15 protein-coding genes are annotated in these 15,227 nt (G+C 41.2%); 11 read left to right on the forward strand and 4 right to left on the reverse strand.

The genetic code is table 11. The features are described from left to right. Positions 1-4: 4 nt before the first annotated feature. The 7 genes from C6W21_RS02460 to lepB all read left to right on the forward strand — a co-directional run bounded on the left by C6W21_RS02460 (position 5) and on the right by lepB (position 7,666). Entirely contained in the window at positions 5-1,111 is a 1,107-nt protein-coding gene (locus C6W21_RS02460) for an efflux RND transporter periplasmic adaptor subunit (RefSeq protein ID WP_106049189.1), read from the forward strand. Then, entirely contained in the window at positions 1,108-1,809 is a 702-nt protein-coding gene (locus C6W21_RS02465) for an ABC transporter ATP-binding protein (protein WP_106049190.1), read from the forward strand. Before C6W21_RS02460 ends, C6W21_RS02465 begins: the two co-directional genes overlap by 4 nt. Then, on the forward strand, positions 1,796-2,989 hold the full coding sequence (locus C6W21_RS02470; RefSeq protein WP_106049191.1) for an ABC transporter permease: 1,194 nt from the start codon (positions 1,796-1,798) through the stop codon (positions 2,987-2,989). The genes C6W21_RS02465 and C6W21_RS02470 overlap by 14 nt, the downstream gene beginning before the upstream one ends. A 323-nt stretch (positions 2,990-3,312) precedes the next feature. Beyond that, positions 3,313-4,068 carry a DeoR/GlpR family DNA-binding transcription regulator gene (locus tag C6W21_RS02475; protein WP_106049192.1) on the forward strand — a complete coding sequence of 252 codons (756 nt, stop codon included), beginning with the start codon at positions 3,313-3,315 and terminating at the stop codon, positions 4,066-4,068. Further along, positions 4,065-4,976, forward strand: a complete 912-nt coding sequence (gene pfkB, locus C6W21_RS02480; RefSeq protein WP_106049193.1) for a 1-phosphofructokinase — start codon at positions 4,065-4,067, stop codon at positions 4,974-4,976. The genes C6W21_RS02475 and pfkB overlap by 4 nt, the downstream gene beginning before the upstream one ends. 13 nt (positions 4,977-4,989) lie before the next feature. After that, positions 4,990-6,882 carry a PTS fructose transporter subunit IIABC gene (locus tag C6W21_RS02485; RefSeq protein ID WP_106049194.1) on the forward strand — a complete coding sequence of 631 codons (1,893 nt, stop codon included), beginning with the start codon at positions 4,990-4,992 and terminating at the stop codon, positions 6,880-6,882. A 211-nt stretch (positions 6,883-7,093) separates the two neighbouring features. Continuing rightward, on the forward strand, positions 7,094-7,666 hold the full coding sequence (gene lepB, locus C6W21_RS02490) for a signal peptidase I (protein WP_223249547.1): 573 nt from the start codon (positions 7,094-7,096) through the stop codon (positions 7,664-7,666). A 63-nt stretch (positions 7,667-7,729) separates the two neighbouring features. Here the strand turns inward: lepB and C6W21_RS02495 are convergent, their stop codons facing one another. Further along, positions 7,730-8,005: a hypothetical protein gene (locus tag C6W21_RS02495; RefSeq protein ID WP_024424743.1), complete on the reverse strand. Its 276-nt coding sequence runs from the start codon at positions 8,003-8,005 to the stop codon at positions 7,730-7,732. Positions 8,006-8,148: 143 nt separating this feature from the next. Here C6W21_RS02495 and C6W21_RS02500 point away from each other — a divergent pair, with 143 nt between their 5' ends. Next, complete coding sequence (locus C6W21_RS02500; protein WP_106049196.1) at positions 8,149-9,768, forward strand: ABC-F family ATP-binding cassette domain-containing protein; 1,620 nt, start codon at positions 8,149-8,151, stop codon at positions 9,766-9,768. A 38-nt stretch (positions 9,769-9,806) separates the two neighbouring features. Here C6W21_RS02500 and C6W21_RS02505 read toward each other — a convergent pair whose 3' ends face one another. The 3 genes from C6W21_RS02505 to mreBH form a co-directional block, all read right to left on the reverse strand. Further along, positions 9,807-11,039: an aminopeptidase gene (locus tag C6W21_RS02505; RefSeq protein ID WP_106049197.1), complete on the reverse strand. Its 1,233-nt coding sequence runs from the start codon at positions 11,037-11,039 to the stop codon at positions 9,807-9,809. Positions 11,040-11,146: 107 nt separating this feature from the next. Further along, positions 11,147-11,278: a protein YkpC gene (locus C6W21_RS18955; protein ID WP_003210922.1), complete on the reverse strand. Its 132-nt coding sequence runs from the start codon at positions 11,276-11,278 to the stop codon at positions 11,147-11,149. Positions 11,279-11,352: 74 nt separating this feature from the next. Continuing rightward, positions 11,353-12,360 carry a rod-share determining protein MreBH gene (mreBH, locus tag C6W21_RS02510; protein WP_060596160.1) on the reverse strand — a complete coding sequence of 336 codons (1,008 nt, stop codon included), beginning with the start codon at positions 12,358-12,360 and terminating at the stop codon, positions 11,353-11,355. Between the two features lie 276 nt (positions 12,361-12,636). Here mreBH and abhA point away from each other — a divergent pair, with 276 nt between their 5' ends. The 3 genes from abhA (at position 12,637) to C6W21_RS02525 (ending at position 15,211) form a co-directional block, all read left to right on the forward strand. Then, positions 12,637-12,915 carry a transcriptional regulator AbhA gene (abhA, locus tag C6W21_RS02515; RefSeq protein WP_034662686.1) on the forward strand — a complete coding sequence of 93 codons (279 nt, stop codon included), beginning with the start codon at positions 12,637-12,639 and terminating at the stop codon, positions 12,913-12,915. Positions 12,916-13,059: 144 nt separating this feature from the next. Continuing rightward, a complete protein-coding gene (locus C6W21_RS02520; protein WP_106049198.1) occupies positions 13,060-14,370 on the forward strand; it encodes an ATP-binding protein in 1,311 nt (436 codons plus the stop codon). A 4-nt stretch (positions 14,371-14,374) separates the two neighbouring features. Beyond that, entirely contained in the window at positions 14,375-15,211 is an 837-nt protein-coding gene (locus tag C6W21_RS02525) for a gamma-glutamylcyclotransferase family protein (RefSeq protein WP_106049199.1), read from the forward strand. Positions 15,212-15,227: the final 16 nt, after the last annotated feature.

Consider the following 15,227-nt stretch of genomic DNA (forward strand, 5'->3'; position numbering starts at 1 on the left):
TTTTATGAGAAAGAAAATCATCATCGGATCCATTTTTATTATTGTCATCGGTCTATTTATTGGCTTTAACATTGCGAAAAATCAATCAAAGCCTGCTTCGACAGCAGCTATTAAAACAGTAAAACCCGCGCAAAAAGAAATCACCACTACGGTAATGACGCCAGGGACACTTTCATTCTCTGAAGAGCAGTTCATTTATGCAGAAGAGGAAAAAGGACACTTGAAGGGGATTTCTGTGAAAGAAGGAGAAAAGGTAAAGGCTGGAACGCCGCTTCTTACATATGAAAATAGGGAGCTGGAGCTTGAAGAGCAGCAGCAAGCTCTTGCGGCTGAATCAAGTACGCTAAAACGCGAACAATTACAAAATAGACTGAGCGAATTAGATGAAAAACAAGCAGGCGACACCGCCATCAATCCTAAAAACGAGCGAGACCAGCTTGAATTAGAGCTGAAAGCGGCTGAATTAGAACAAAAACAAGTAGAGATCAGCCAAGAAAAAGTAAAAGCACAAATAGAAGATTTAACCGTACATAGTAAAATTGACGGCACAGTGATTTCGATTGAGCAAGAAGAAGCGGCAGGAAAGCCGGAAGAGAGAAAGCCAATCATTCATATTGGCAATGAGAAAAAAATGATTGTGCGAGGTCTGATTTCAGAGTATGACGCCATAAAAGTGAAAAAGAAACAAAAAGTAAAGGTAACGTCCGATGTCATTCGCGGAAAGAGCTGGCAAGGGGTCGTGAAAAAAGTGGGAACTGTACCTGCTCAGGCAGCATCCGAAACAACTTCAGGCGATCAAACGGTGCAATATCCTGTTGAAATTGAAATAAAAGGGAAAAAGCCTGAGGCAAAACCTGGCTTTAAAATGATCATGGAAATTGAAACAGATAAGCGTCAAGCCCAAACGATTCCTGAATCAGCTGTAAAAAAAGAGAATGATGGACAATACGTTTATGTAGTCAAAAAGAATGTACTTAAAAAAGTAAAAGTGGTGCTAGGGGAAACGTCAGGTAATGACCTTGAAGTGACAAAAGGTGTCAAGGCAGAGGATCAAATCATTTCTCATCCATCAGATGACATGTATGACGGAATGGAAGTGAATGCTGAATGATTCAGCTTTCAAACGTGACAAAAAGCTATGAGGTTGCCCAAGAAACATTTGATGTATTAAGTGAGATCGATCTTGTCATTGAAAAAGGCGAGTATATGTCCATTATGGGTCCGTCTGGCTCTGGTAAATCGACGTTAATGAATATCATTGGCTGTTTAGACCGACCAACCACAGGACAATATCATTTTCAAGGAAGAGAGCTGTCAGCAGCAAAGGATCAAGAACTTGCAGTGATTCGAAATCAATTCATTGGATTTGTCTTTCAGCAATTTCACCTGCTGCCGAGGCTAAATGCGAGGCGTAATGTTGAGCTTCCAATGATTTATGCTGGTATCAGTCAAAAGGAAAGAAAAGAACGCGCAGAAATGGCACTTGAAAAGGTTGGTTTGGCAGACCGAATGAAACATATGCCAAGTGAGTTGTCGGGAGGGCAAAAGCAAAGAGTGGCAATTGCACGTGCAATTGTCAATAAGCCGCAGCTTATCTTAGCAGATGAACCGACAGGCGCTCTTGACTCAAAAACAAGCTTCTCAATCATGGAACAGTTTACAAAGCTGAATGAGGAAGGGACAACGATTGTGCTTGTCACCCATGAAGAAGAAATGGCTGCGTATACAAATCGGACGGTCGTTGTAAGAGATGGACGGCTCGTTGAAGATAGATTGACACAAGGGGACGCTATGAATGAAACTTTTTGAAAATATCAAAATAGCGATGAATTCTGTTTTAGCTCATAAATTACGTTCTATTTTAACGATGCTTGGGATTATTATTGGTGTTGGATCGGTCATTGCGGTCGTGGCTATCGGTCAAGGCGGTGAGCAAATGTTAAAAGGGTCGATTTCAGGTCCAAACAATGCCATTGATATGACATATACGCCTTCTGACGAAGAGTTAAATGCAAATCCATACGCTTTATTCGACGCCACATTTACTGAGGAAGACATAAAAAGCATTAAGACAATCAATGGGGTGAATCAGGTTGCCTCTTCGACTGCGCAAGGAATGCAGCTGAGATTTCAAGATACGACAGTGGATGCGACAGTTAACGGTATAAATGAAGGGTATACGACTGTACATTCATTACAAATAGCAGAAGGACAGAATTTAAGAGATATTGACTTTAGAAGCGGTAGAAGAGCTGCTCTCATCTCTGAAGGCTTACAAAAAAAATTATTTAATGGACAGAAGGCATTAGGTGAAATGATTTGGATGAACGGACAGCCTGTTGAAGTCATCGGTGTTTTAGCCAAACAGAAAGGGATGTTTTCATTTGATATGAACGAAATATATGTCCCGTTTGCTATGCTCACCTCCACATTTGGTATCAATGAATATGATAAGTTGTCAATTCAAGTCGCACAGGCTGATCAAATGAAGGAAGTAGGAAAGAATGCGGCTGCATTATTAAATGAAAATCATCATACAGAAGATGCTTATGAAATGATCAATATGGAAGAAATCGCAGAAGGCATTGGTCAAATAACGTCTGTTATGACAACAATCATTGGCTCAATAGCTGGAATTTCTTTACTTGTCGGCGGTATCGGAGTGATGAATATCATGCTTGTTTCTGTGACAGAGAGGACAAGGGAAATTGGTATCCGAAAAGCGATTGGAGCAACAAGGGCTCAAATTCTCGTTCAATTTTTAATTGAGTCTGTCGTCTTAACGCTGATCGGCGGGTTGATGGGGATCGCACTTGGCTTAGGTGGTGCCTCGCTAGTATCACTATTTGCCGGCTGGCCGTCCTTAGTATCTTGGCAAGTCATCTGTGGAGGTGTGCTGTTTAGTATGCTGATTGGGATTGTTTTTGGGTTAATTCCTGCGAATAAAGCAGCAAGACTAGATCCGATTGATTCTCTTAGATATGAATAATTTGGAGAGAAGAACAAAAGCATATAAACAGTGTGAATTCGCCTGTAATCCACCATCAAAAGCTTTTATGCACATCGCATAAAAGCTTTTTTTAGTTCCGTTGAATGAAATGAAAAATGATAGAAATGCTAAGATCATGACTTTCATCTTAATGTCACATATTTTTCAGTTTACAAATGGTACATATAAAGGTAAGATGACCATGGTGAAAGATTTTGATAGTTATTGAATGTATTTGGTTGTTTTGTATTGATAATGTTGAAAAAAGCGATTACAATAAAGGTGCGCGCGAAATGAATACGTTTTCAAAAGGGGGTGTTTTCATGTTGACACCGGAAAGACATCAACTCATTATCGACTGTTTAGAAGAAAATGATGTCATCAAAATACAGGACTTAACGATTATGACAGATGCGTCTGAATCTACAATTAGAAGAGATTTATCAGCCCTAGAAGAAAAAGGATTTCTTAAAAGAGTCCATGGGGGAGCAGCCAAGATATCAAATATCCGTCTTGAACCAGATGTATTTGAGAAATCTGCCAAAAACCTTCAAGAAAAGTCATTGGTTGCAGAGGCGGCTGCTTCACTTTTAAAACAAGGCGATTGTATTTATTTAGATGCTGGTACGACCACACAGCAAATGATTGAATATATCGATCCAGATCAAGATATTGTTGTGGTGACAAACGGTGTTATGCACATTGAAGCACTCATGAGAAAAGGCATTTCTTTTTACCTGATAGGCGGATCAGTGAAACATCGAACAGGAGCCATGGTGGGAGCCGCAGCTTTGACAGCGATGGAAAATTACCGTTTTGACAAAAGCTTTGTTGGGACGAACGGCATTCATCCCGAGGCGGGGTTTACAACACCTGATCCAGAGGAAGCGCTCATGAAAAAAAGAGCCATGAAGCAGGCGAAAAAAACCTATATCTTATCAGATGCCTCTAAGTTTGGCGAAATATCGTTTTCAACCTTTGCTAGTTTACAGGAAGCCACCATTATCACAAACGACGCAAAAGAGGATTCATTCGATAATTACCATGAAAAAACGGTTATAAAGGTAGTGAAAACATGATTTATACAGTTACTTTAAACCCATCAGTTGATTACATCGTACACGTGGAGGATTTCGCTGTCGGCGGTTTGAATCGTTCAACCTATGACAAAAAATATCCAGGTGGAAAAGGGATCAATGTCTCAAGGCTTTTAAAACGTCACGGTGTTGAATCAAAAGCACTTGGATTCATAGGCGGATTTACAGGCAAATATATTCAAGACTTTTTACAAAACGAACAATTACAAACAGCCTTTCACGAGGTGTCAGAAGATACACGAATTAATGTGAAACTAAAAACAGGTGAAGAAACCGAAATCAACGGACTGGGTCCATCTATTACCGAAGCGCAATTTGAGTCGTTTCTGTCTCAATTCACTTCATTGGCTGAAGGAGATGTCGTTGTGTTAGCTGGCAGCATTCCTTCTTCATTGCCTCATAACACGTATGAACGAATTGCTGAGGTGTGCGAAAAGCAAGGCGTTAGAGTTGTTCTTGATATTTCCGGGGAAGCACTAAAAAAAGCAGCAGGCTTGAAACCGTTCTTAATGAAGCCAAACCATCATGAGCTAGGTGAAATGTTTGAGACGAGCATCTCATCTGCGGAAGAAGCCATTCCTTATGGGAAGAAGCTGTTAGAACAAGGTGCTGAACATGTCATCGTATCAATGGCTGGAGATGGCGCTCTCTTATTCAGTAAGGAAGGGATCTATCAGTCCAATGTTCCAAAGGGTACGCTTGTTAATTCAGTTGGTGCAGGGGATTCAGTTGTTGCAGGATTTTTAGCCGGCATTTCGAAAGATCTTTCGATTGAAGAATCATTTAAGCTTGGTGTCACATCAGGCAGTGCTACAGCATTTTCTGAGGAGCTTGGAACAAAAGAGCTTGTCGACACACTATTACCACAAGTAAAAGTCACACGCATTTAAAGGAGGAGTCATCATGAAAATTACAGAACTACTCACGAAGCATACCATTAAGCTTCAATTAGACAGCCAGCAGAAAGAAGCAGTCATTGAAGAACTAGTCACTGTTTTAGATACAGCAGGCAAGCTAAATGATAAAGAGGGCTACAAAGAAGCAGTGATCAACCGTGAAAAACAGAGCTCTACTGGTATTGGCGAAGGAATTGCTATCCCTCACGCTAAAACAGCAAGTGTAAAAGAGCCTGCCATTGCATTCGGCCGCTCGACAGCTGGTGTAGATTATGAATCACTAGACGCGCAGCCGAGTCATCTTGTCTTTATGATTGCAGCAACTGAAGGTGCAAACAACACGCACTTAGAAGCACTTTCTCGTTTATCAACACTTCTGATGCGTGAAGAAATCCGAAAGCAGCTTCTTGAAGCGGCTACTGAAGATGAAATCATCGATATCATCAATACGCATGACAAGGACGATGAAGAAGAAGAGGAAGTTCAAGAGGAGCCGGCTGCATCAGGAAAACCAGCTAAGATTTTAGCGGTAACAGCTTGTCCAACAGGCATTGCGCATACATTTATGGCAGCAGATGCTTTGAAAGAAAAAGCAAAAGAAATGGGCGTTGACATTAAAGTCGAAACAAACGGCTCTGGCGGTATTAAACATGCCCTTACGGCAAAAGAAATCGAAGAAGCACCAGCCATCATTGTGGCAGCGGACAAGCAAGTTGAAATGGAACGCTTTAAAGGCAAACATGTCATTGAAGTACCTGTGACAGCTGGAATCCGTCGTCCTCAGGAATTGATTGAAAAAGCAGTCAATCAAGATGCGCCGATCTATAAAGGCTCAGGCGGCAGTTCTTCCAAAGACGAAAATGAGTCATCTGGTAAGGGAAGAAGTGGTTTTTACAAGCACTTAATGAGTGGTGTAAGCAACATGCTTCCATTTGTTGTCGGGGGCGGTATCCTTGTTGCGATCTCATTCTTCTGGGGAATTAACTCAGCAGATCCTAAGGACCCTTCATTTAATTCATTTGCAGCTGTATTAAAAGGAATTGGCGGAGATAATGCGCTTGCCTTAATCGTTGCTGTTTTAGCCGGATTTATTGCAATGAGTATTGCAGATCGTCCAGGTTTTGCGCCAGGTATGGTCGGTGGATTTATGGCGTCGGCAGCAGGTGCAGGATTCTTAGGCGGACTCATTGCCGGTTTCCTTGCTGGTTACATCGTTGTTCTATTGAAAAAGGTATTCACATTCGTACCGCAGTCACTCGACGGGATTAAACCGGTTCTGCTGTATCCATTGTTCGGTATTTTCTTCACAGGCATTATCATGCATTACATTGTTAACACACCGGTAAAAATGGTGATGGATGGATTAACTCACTGGCTTGAAACTTTAGGTACTGGAAACCTTGTCTTAATGGGCATTATTTTGGCAGGTATGATGGCGATTGATATGGGAGGCCCAATTAACAAAGCGGCTTACACATTCGGTCTTGCGATGATTGCTGCTGGAAACTATGCACCGCATGCTGCCATTATGGCAGGCGGAATGGTACCACCATTAGGTATTGCACTTGCTACAACAATCTTTAGAAATAAATTCTCAAAACGTGATCGAGAAGCAGGGATTACATGCTACTTCATGGGAGCTGCCTTCATCACTGAAGGGGCCATCCCATTTGCAGCGGCTGACCCTCTGCGCGTAATTCCTTCAGCTGTCATTGGAGCAGCCGTAGCTGGCGGATTAACTGAATTCTTTAGAGTCACGCTTCCTGCGCCGCACGGCGGACTATTCGTTTTCTGGGTAACAAATCATCCAGTTCTTTATATCATCAGCATCTTAATCGGTGCCGTTGTAACAGCGATTTTACTGGGTATTTTGAAAAAACCAGTCAAACTAGAAGCGTAATTCAGAAGAGAAGCATCGTGAAGAGCGGTGCTTCTTTTTGTTTAATCACGAACAAATTAGGAAAAAATATCTAATTGAATGGTTGTCTTGTGAATTTTTAAATGACATGTGATAAAGTAAAGTTATTCAATTCACGTTTCAAGTCTTTTAGCAGAAAGTCTTAGGAGGAAGCAGTATTTTGAACGAAGAAAACAAACAAAACGAAAATGATATTCAATCTGATGCAAAGCAAGCCAAAACAGAGAAGAAAAGTTCACTGTTTGAATGGATCAAAGCCATTTTAATTGCACTTGCGCTCGTCTTGCTCATCCGTACGTTTATATTTGAGCCGTATGTGGTGGAAGGAGAGTCAATGGAACCGACTCTTCATGATGGGGAAAAGCTGTTTGTTAACAAAACCATTAACTATCTAGGTGGTGTCAAACGAGGTGACATCGTGATTATTAATGGAAAGGGTGGCCAGAAAATTCATTATGTAAAACGATTGATCGGTTTTCCGGGAGACACGATTGAAATGAAGGATGATTCACTTTACATTAATGGTAAAAAAGTAGATGAGCCTTATTTAAAAGAGAACAAGGTACATGCGAAAGAGTATGAAGTGCATTTGACAGGGGATTTTGGTCCAGTAAAAGTACCGAAAAACGATTACTTTGTGATGGGGGACAACAGACTCAATTCCATGGACAGCAGAAATGGACTTGGACTCATTGAAAAGGATCGAGTTGTCGGGACATCAGAATTTGTTTTCTTCCCATTTGGCGACATTCGGCAAACAAAATAAAAGCACCCTTCTCAGGTGCGTGAGAAAAGTGCTTATGGACGACCCTTAAAAGAAGGGTCGTTTTTAATTTGGCGTGAGCACCGTAACAATGATCACAATCGCCAACACAGAAGCGAAAACAGACCCAGTAATGGCTAAAACGGATCGAAACAATCCGATCTTTTGATTTTCTTTCCCTCGCTTTTGTAAAAAGCGTTTCGAAAAGATGTGTACCAGTGTGTAAATAAGCACAAGCCCAATATAAAGGCCAAAATCTCTCGCGTTGAAGCCTGTTGCAGATAAATAAATACCCATAAAGAAAATCAATAAACAGTATTCCATAAGTGTCAGTAATCTCAAATCGCACGAACTCCTTCAACAAATCATTCCCGCTTATTATACCATAATGGACAAATTGCCTTCGTTCTTAGCGAGAGACGTTTCTATCAAACGTTATTCATGTTATACTTCATAATGATGAATGAGTGATGGAGGATTAATAAATGATTGCAGTAAATAATGTTAGTTTGCGTTTTGCTGATCGTAAACTATTTGAAGAAGTAAATATTAAATTCACTCCTGGCAACTGCTACGGTTTAATTGGTGCCAATGGAGCTGGTAAATCAACGTTTCTAAAGATTCTTTCAGGTGAAATTGAGGCTCAGACGGGCGATGTTCATATGAGCCCTGGTGAGCGTTTAGCGATTTTAAAACAGAACCACTTTGAATACGAAGAATTTGAAGTATTAAAAGTCGTCATGATGGGTCACAAACGTCTATATGATGTGATGCAGGAGAAAGATGCGATCTATATGAAACCTGATTTCTCAGATGAAGACGGGATTCGTGCAGCAGAGCTTGAAGGTGAGTTCGCTGAGTTAAACGGCTGGGAAGCAGAAAGTGAAGCAGCGATCTTATTAAAAGGTCTTGGCATTCCAGAGAGCCTTCAATCGAAGAAAATGTCTGAGCTTGGTGGTTCTGAAAAAGTAAAAGTACTACTAGCCCAAGCTTTATTTGGTAAGCCTGACGTTCTTCTTCTTGATGAGCCAACGAACCACTTGGACTTACAAGCAATCCAGTGGCTGGAAGAGTTCCTCATTAATTTTGAAAATACCGTGATCGTCGTTTCGCATGACCGTCACTTCTTAAACAAAGTATGTACACATATTGCGGACCTAGACTTCGGAAAAATTCAAGTATATGTCGGTAACTATGATTTCTGGTATGAGTCCAGCCAGCTAGCGCTGAAACTCAGCCAAGATGCAAATAAGAAAAAAGAAGAGCAAATTAAGCAGCTTCAAGAGTTCGTTGCCCGGTTCAGTGCGAACGCTTCTAAATCGAAGCAAGCGACCTCAAGAAAGAAATTGCTTGATAAAATTTCTTTAGATGATATTAAGCCATCTTCACGTAAATATCCGTATGTTCATTTTGCGCCAGAGCGCGAAATCGGAAATGATGTCCTTCAAGTAGAAGGTCTATCGAAAACAATTGACGGTGTGAAAGTACTTGATAACGTCAGCTTTATCATGAATCGCGAGGATAAAATTGCGTTCCTAAGCCGTAATGAGCTTGCTGTGTCTACTTTATTTAAAATCCTTGCTGGTGAGATGGAGCCAGACAGCGGGACGTATAAATGGGGCGTCACAACATCTCAAGCCTTTTTCCCGAAAGACAATAGTGAATACTTTGAAGGAAACGATGTCGATCTAGTGGATTGGCTCCGTCAATATTCTCCTAATGATCAAAGCGAAAGCTTCTTACGCGGGTTCTTAGGACGTATGCTTTTCTCTGGGGAAGAAGTAAAGAAAAAAGCAAGCGTCTTATCAGGTGGAGAAAAGGTTCGTTGTATGTTATCGAAAATGATGCTGTCAGGAGCGAATGTACTGCTGCTGGATGAGCCGACGAACCACTTAGACCTAGAATCCATTACAGCGCTGAATAACGGTTTAATGAGCTTTAAAGGAGCTATGCTCTTCTCATCTCATGACCATCAGTTTGTAGAAACAGTGGCAAACCGGATCATCGAAGTGACGCCAAATGGCATCGTTGATAAACAAACAACATATGATGAGTTCTTATCAGATCAAGACATTCAAAAGAGACTCGTTGAGCTTTATGCGTAAATAAGAAAAGACATCCAAAAGTGGATGTCTTTTTTTGATTAAATCGCCCAGTTTCCATTACGGAAGATCGGTTCGCGTTTTCCGTCTTTTGTAATGCCGTCAATATTCATTTCCTTTGAACCAATCATGAAATCGACGTGTGTGATACTGTTGTTCACACCAGCTGCATGCAATTCTTCACGATTCATCTCTTTTCCGCCTTCGATATTGAACGCATACCCGCTGCCGATGGCAAGGTGATTCGATGCATTTTCATCATAAAGGGTATTGTAATAGAGAATATTCGAGTTTGAGATTGGTGAATCATCTGGTACGAGAGCAACCTCACCTAGATAATGGGAGCCTTCATCTGTTTCAACGAGCGAAGTTAAAATGTCTTCGCCTTCTTTCGCTTTCACATTGACAATTCGGCCATTTTCAAACGTTAATGTAAATTCATCAATAATATTTCCTGCATAGCTGAGCGGTTTTGTGCTTGAGACAGTCCCATTTACACCGTCTTTTTTAGGTACGGTAAATACTTCTTCTGTCGGCATGTTGGCCATGAAAGAGACGCCGCGTTCACTCACGCTGCCGGCACCTACCCAAATGTGCTGCTCTGGGAGCTCAATCGTTAAATCTGTGCCAGGGGCATCATAATGCAGCTTGTGGTAGTGGCGCTCATTTAGTATTTTGACCTTTTCATTTAGTGACTCATCGTGCTTTTTCCAAGCTTCAACAGGATCTGCTTGATCAGCGCGTGCGACTTTAAAGATTTGATCCCATAATAAAGCGACAGCTTCTTCATCTGTCTGGTCAGGGAAAATCTTTTTCGCCCATTCTTTTGATGCAGCGCCTACGACCGTCCAAGCAACTTTGTCTGATTGAACGTATTGGCGATATGTATGAAGGGCTGATCCAGCGGCCTTTTGCTGTGCAGCGATTTTTTTCGAGTCAATGCCTCGCAGAAGGTCAGGGCTTTCTGATAAGATCGTGATAAAAGCGCCGCCGCGTTTTGCGATGGTTTCCATCATCTGTGCTTCCCATTCTGGGAATTGCTCAAACACATCCAGCGGTGCATGTTCATATTTTAAACGGGCAAGAATACCATCACTCCAGCGGATATGTACGTTTTTCGCCCCGCGCTCATACGCATGTTTTGCGACAAGACGAACAAGGTCTGCAGATTCAGTAGATGCTGATACGACGACTTCCTGTTCTTTTTGAACATTCACACCGACTTCAACGATCGTCTTCGCATATTGATCTAGTTGTTTTTCAAATGAACTCATAAAAAACCCTCCTTTAGTCATGTTCATCATATCAGATTTAAGACCGAAAAGGAAAATGGGGAGCACGTTTCAAGCCAAAATAAAAAAGCCGCTTTCGTGCGGCTTTTTTAGCGGTTCAGTTGTTTCACAGGCTGTGCATTAGAAGGGGGCATATGTGAAAATGACAGACTCATTCCTCCTAAAATAATACCCGTTAAAATAACTGTGACAACGACCCGTTTACCTAAATCAAGCAACATGTTCTTCCTCCTTCACGTTTATCCATTTCTCACGATATGATCGAAATGATAAAAAAAGAAGTAGAACAAGAAGATTATTTTAATGTTTTTTGCAATTTATGAATGACTTCTAGTGAACGACCTGTTCCGATCGCGACAGATTCAAGTGGATTTGCTGCAATATGGACTGGAACGACAATCTCCTGTGAGAGCCATTCTTGAATCCCATTTAACAAAGCACCGCCGCCAGTTAAGATCACGCCGCGGTCTACAATGTCACCACTAAGCTCTGGAGGGCTGTCCTCTAATGTGGCACGAATCGCCTCTAAAATATGAAGAAGTGATTCTCGCATGGCACCTTGAATTTCATGAGATTCAAGTGTGATCGTTTTTGGAAGACCTGTCACCAGATCACGTCCACGTACTTCTAATGACTCCGGCTCATGCTCAATGAGACCATAACCAATTTCCATTTTAACCTGCTCAGCTGTCCGCTCGCCGATTAATAGATTATATTTCTTTCTCACAAACGTAATGATATCTTCATCCAGCTGATCTCCACCAATTCGAATGGAATGACAAGAGACAACGCCACCAAACGAAATGATGGCAACTTCCGTTGTTCCTCCGCCAATATCGACTACGACGTTTGCAACAGGCTCATCTACTGGGAGATCAGCGCCGATTGCGGCAGCAACAGGTTCTTCAATTAAATGCACGTGCTTTGCACCGCAATTTTTCACAGCATCGCTGATGGCACGGCGCTCAACAGCTGTTGAACCAGATGGTGTACATACCACGACCGTTGGTTTTCTGAAGGTAAACCCGATATTTTTCCCTGCTTTTTTCATGATTTGTTTGAGTAAATCTGTTGTCATATCATAATCAGCGATGACACCGTCTTTCATCGGACGGATCGCCACAATTTTCCCAGGTGTTTTCCCAATCATTTCTTTTGCTTCTGCTCCGACTGCAAGTACAGTTTTTGTTTCTGTATCGACTGCCACGACGGACGGTTCATTTAAAATAATCCCCTTATTTTTACTATAAACCAATATGTTAGCTGTTCCTAAATCAATTCCAATTTCGGCATTTTGAAACATGTTTTCACCCAATCTCTATTTTTGCTGTTTTAAACAATTTTACATTTAAAAGTTCAGAGGGTTGGTGTCATTTGTGGGGGTTAGTAAGGACCTTGAAATGAACTTGTAAAATTCAAGTATCATTTTGACAATCACAATAAATTTTCCCTTTGTTTTTTCTTTTATGAAAAAAATTTTTATAGAGGAGAAACCTTTTGAGAATCTCTTACGTCTACGATATATCAATTGGTGAAAAACAGATTGATCTTGAGCTAATGAAAGAAAGAGGGAACGAAATTGAAATCTATCGGAGTCGTAAGAAAAGTAGACGAACTAGGGCGTATTGTGATGCCAATCGAATTAAGAAGAGCACTTGATATTGCTATTAAAGACAGTATGGAATTTTTTATAGATGGGGAGAAAATCGTCTTGAAAAAATACCAGCCTGAGGGCGTTTGCCTCATGACTGGTGAGATTACATCAGAGAACCATGATTATGGAAATGGTCAAATTACATTAAGCGCTGAAGGCGCAGAACTACTGTTAAAAGAGCTGCAAGAAGCTCTTCAGCAGTAATTAAAATAGCCTGCTCTCTTCCTTTGTGCTGAGAACAGGCTGTTTTTTTCTAAAAAAGTTCCTTAAAAATGCCCCATCTCCCTCAAAAAATAAGTGGAAAATGGTACAATTGACAAAGAATCTCAGGGCGGCAGGTGGAATCATTTGAACAAAACATATCAAGTGCGGATCGTGTTATCTGTTCTTGCATTTATTTTAATTTTAAGCTGGGATTTCTTTTATTATCTAGGCGGCTTTCAAATTAATTGGCCGCTCGATCTAGCCTTTACAGTCTTGGTTTTAACAGGGATCTGGGTTGTCTCAGGCTATGTAGACCGCTTAAACCTACTTGTGTCAGACTTAAATACGAGAGAGAAAGAAGCACACGAACTGACAGAGCGGCTGAATCGAATCACAGATAACTTGCAAGAAATCGTCTTTGAAACAAACGAAAAAGGTGAAATTATTTTCTTAAATCAAGCATGGACACAAATGACAGGCTATGACATAGATGAATGTCTAGGCACCATGTACAATCAGTACTTTGATCAAGAGGAGCGCGTGGTCCAGCATTTGTTATCTGTGATCAAGGAGCATAAGGATGCGGGGCGGGTAGAACTTCAGCTTCTCCATAAAGAGGGAAAGAAGGTATGGGGAGACGTTCATTACAAGCTCTATTTTGATGAGCATCACCAGTTTACTGGAGGGATTGGAACGGTTGCTGATATTACGAAACAAAAGCAGGCAAAGCTTGAGCTTGAAAGATCCAATCAGCAATTGCAAATGCAGGCGCAAAAGCTGGCTGTTGCAGGACAAATAGCCGCTGGAATCGCGCATGAAGTCAGAAATCCACTGACATCAGTAAATGGCTTTTTGCAGCTGATGAAGACACAATATCCTGAAAGAACCGATTATTTTGACATTATCTTTTCCGAAATTAAACGGATTGATTTTGTTTTAAGTGAGCTGCTTGTATTGGCTAAGCCTCAATCGGTCCATTTTCAAGAAGTCCAGCTTCATGAGCTCCTAGAACAGGTGATTACCTTATTAAAAACAAATGCCGTTCTTTCAAATATTGATCTCAAACAGCCATTTAAAAAGCAGGATGCCGGTGCTATCCTAGCAGACGCTAACCAAATGAAGCAGCTGTTCATTAATTTAATTAAAAATGCTATTGAGGCAATGCCAGAAGGTGGCAGCATATACATATCTACAGAAAAAATATTGAATGAATGGAAGATTACCATTCAAGATGAAGGAAAAGGAATGTCTGAAGAGGATATTCAAAAAATATATGATCCTTTCTTTTCAACGAAAAAAGAAGGGACAGGGCTTGGTCTGACCATCTGTGCGACGATTTTAAAAGATCATCACGGAAGAATGGACGTATCCAGTGAGCTTGGAAAAGGCACAACTTTTCATATTTATTTGCCTGTGTGTCAAAAAAGCAGACAGCAGCAAGTTGAGAGGACGTGAAGTCATGACGATGAAAGCTTTATTTGTATATGGGACGCTATTGCAGCATGAAGAGCACCACGAAGCGTACATGAAGGAAAGCAGGCTGTTAGCTAAATCAGCTTGGATGAGTGGAAGGATCTATGATACAGGTCAAGGATATCCAGCGTGCGTCCCCGCAGAAAAAGGCACTGTATACGGGGAATTGTACGAGGTGACCGCTGACACGTTGAATAAGATAGACGTACTAGAGGAAGGGTATGACAAGCAGGAAATCAATGTCATGACGGATAGAGGTCAGGTAGCAGCCATGACATACACTTTGCCAGAGCAGAAGGCATCAGCGCTGAAAGAAATAAAGAGAGGGAGCTGGAAAGCTTATAGACTGTGGCAGCAGAAGCCGTCATCCTTCTATTATTTTGCTTATGGCTCCTGTATGGATGATGCAAGATTTAAGCTGGCAGAAGTCGATCATCACTTCAAACAAATCATCGGCGGCGGTGCACTAAGCGGTTTTACCACGAGATTTACATTGGTGAGGCCAGATGGATCAAGAGCTGATATGGTAGAAGACGGCGGCGAAACAGAGGGTGTTTTATATGAAGTTCCTTTTGATGCCATTCGTTATTTGTATAAACGAGAAGGAGTATATGAAGGTACATATCGTCCAGCTTTTGTCGATGTCAAAATAGGTGATCAAATTTATGAGAACTGTTTAACCTTTCTTGTGCTTCAAAAGAGCGAAGAAATCGCTCCGCCAGCTCATTATCGCAGTGAAATTGAAAAAGGAGCAGACCTTTACTTAAGTGAAGCGTTCCGTAAAAAAATTCGTTCGCATATGGATTCATTAATCAAACCGTAGTAAAATGCATGGTAAG

The organism is Bacillus sp. NMCN1 (genome assembly GCF_002998085.1).
Taxonomy (GTDB): domain Bacteria; phylum Bacillota; class Bacilli; order Bacillales; family Bacillaceae; genus Bacillus.

What these genes read in the sequence shown, in the direction of transcription:
- C6W21_RS02460 (WP_106049189.1), top strand. Translation starts at nt 5, where the DNA reads ATGAGAAAGAAAATCATCATCGGATCCATTTTTATTATTGTCATCGGT.
- C6W21_RS02465 (WP_106049190.1), top strand. Translation starts at nt 1,108, where the DNA reads ATGATTCAGCTTTCAAACGTGACAAAAAGCTATGAGGTTGCCCAAGAA.
- C6W21_RS02470 (WP_106049191.1), top strand. Translation starts at nt 1,796, where the DNA reads ATGAAACTTTTTGAAAATATCAAAATAGCGATGAATTCTGTTTTAGCT.
- C6W21_RS02475 (WP_106049192.1), top strand. Translation starts at nt 3,313, where the DNA reads ATGTTGACACCGGAAAGACATCAACTCATTATCGACTGTTTAGAAGAA.
- pfkB (WP_106049193.1), top strand. Translation starts at nt 4,065, where the DNA reads ATGATTTATACAGTTACTTTAAACCCATCAGTTGATTACATCGTACAC.
- C6W21_RS02485 (WP_106049194.1), top strand. Translation starts at nt 4,990, where the DNA reads ATGAAAATTACAGAACTACTCACGAAGCATACCATTAAGCTTCAATTA.
- C6W21_RS02500 (WP_106049196.1), top strand. Translation starts at nt 8,149, where the DNA reads ATGATTGCAGTAAATAATGTTAGTTTGCGTTTTGCTGATCGTAAACTA.
- C6W21_RS02505 (WP_106049197.1), bottom strand. Translation starts at nt 11,039, where the DNA reads ATGAGTTCATTTGAAAAACAACTAGATCAATATGCGAAGACGATCGTT.
- C6W21_RS18955 (WP_003210922.1), bottom strand. Translation starts at nt 11,278, where the DNA reads ATGTTGCTTGATTTAGGTAAACGGGTCGTTGTCACAGTTATTTTAACG.
- mreBH (WP_060596160.1), bottom strand. Translation starts at nt 12,360, where the DNA reads ATGTTTCAAAATGCCGAAATTGGAATTGATTTAGGAACAGCTAACATA.
- C6W21_RS02525 (WP_106049199.1), top strand. Translation starts at nt 14,375, where the DNA reads ATGACGATGAAAGCTTTATTTGTATATGGGACGCTATTGCAGCATGAA.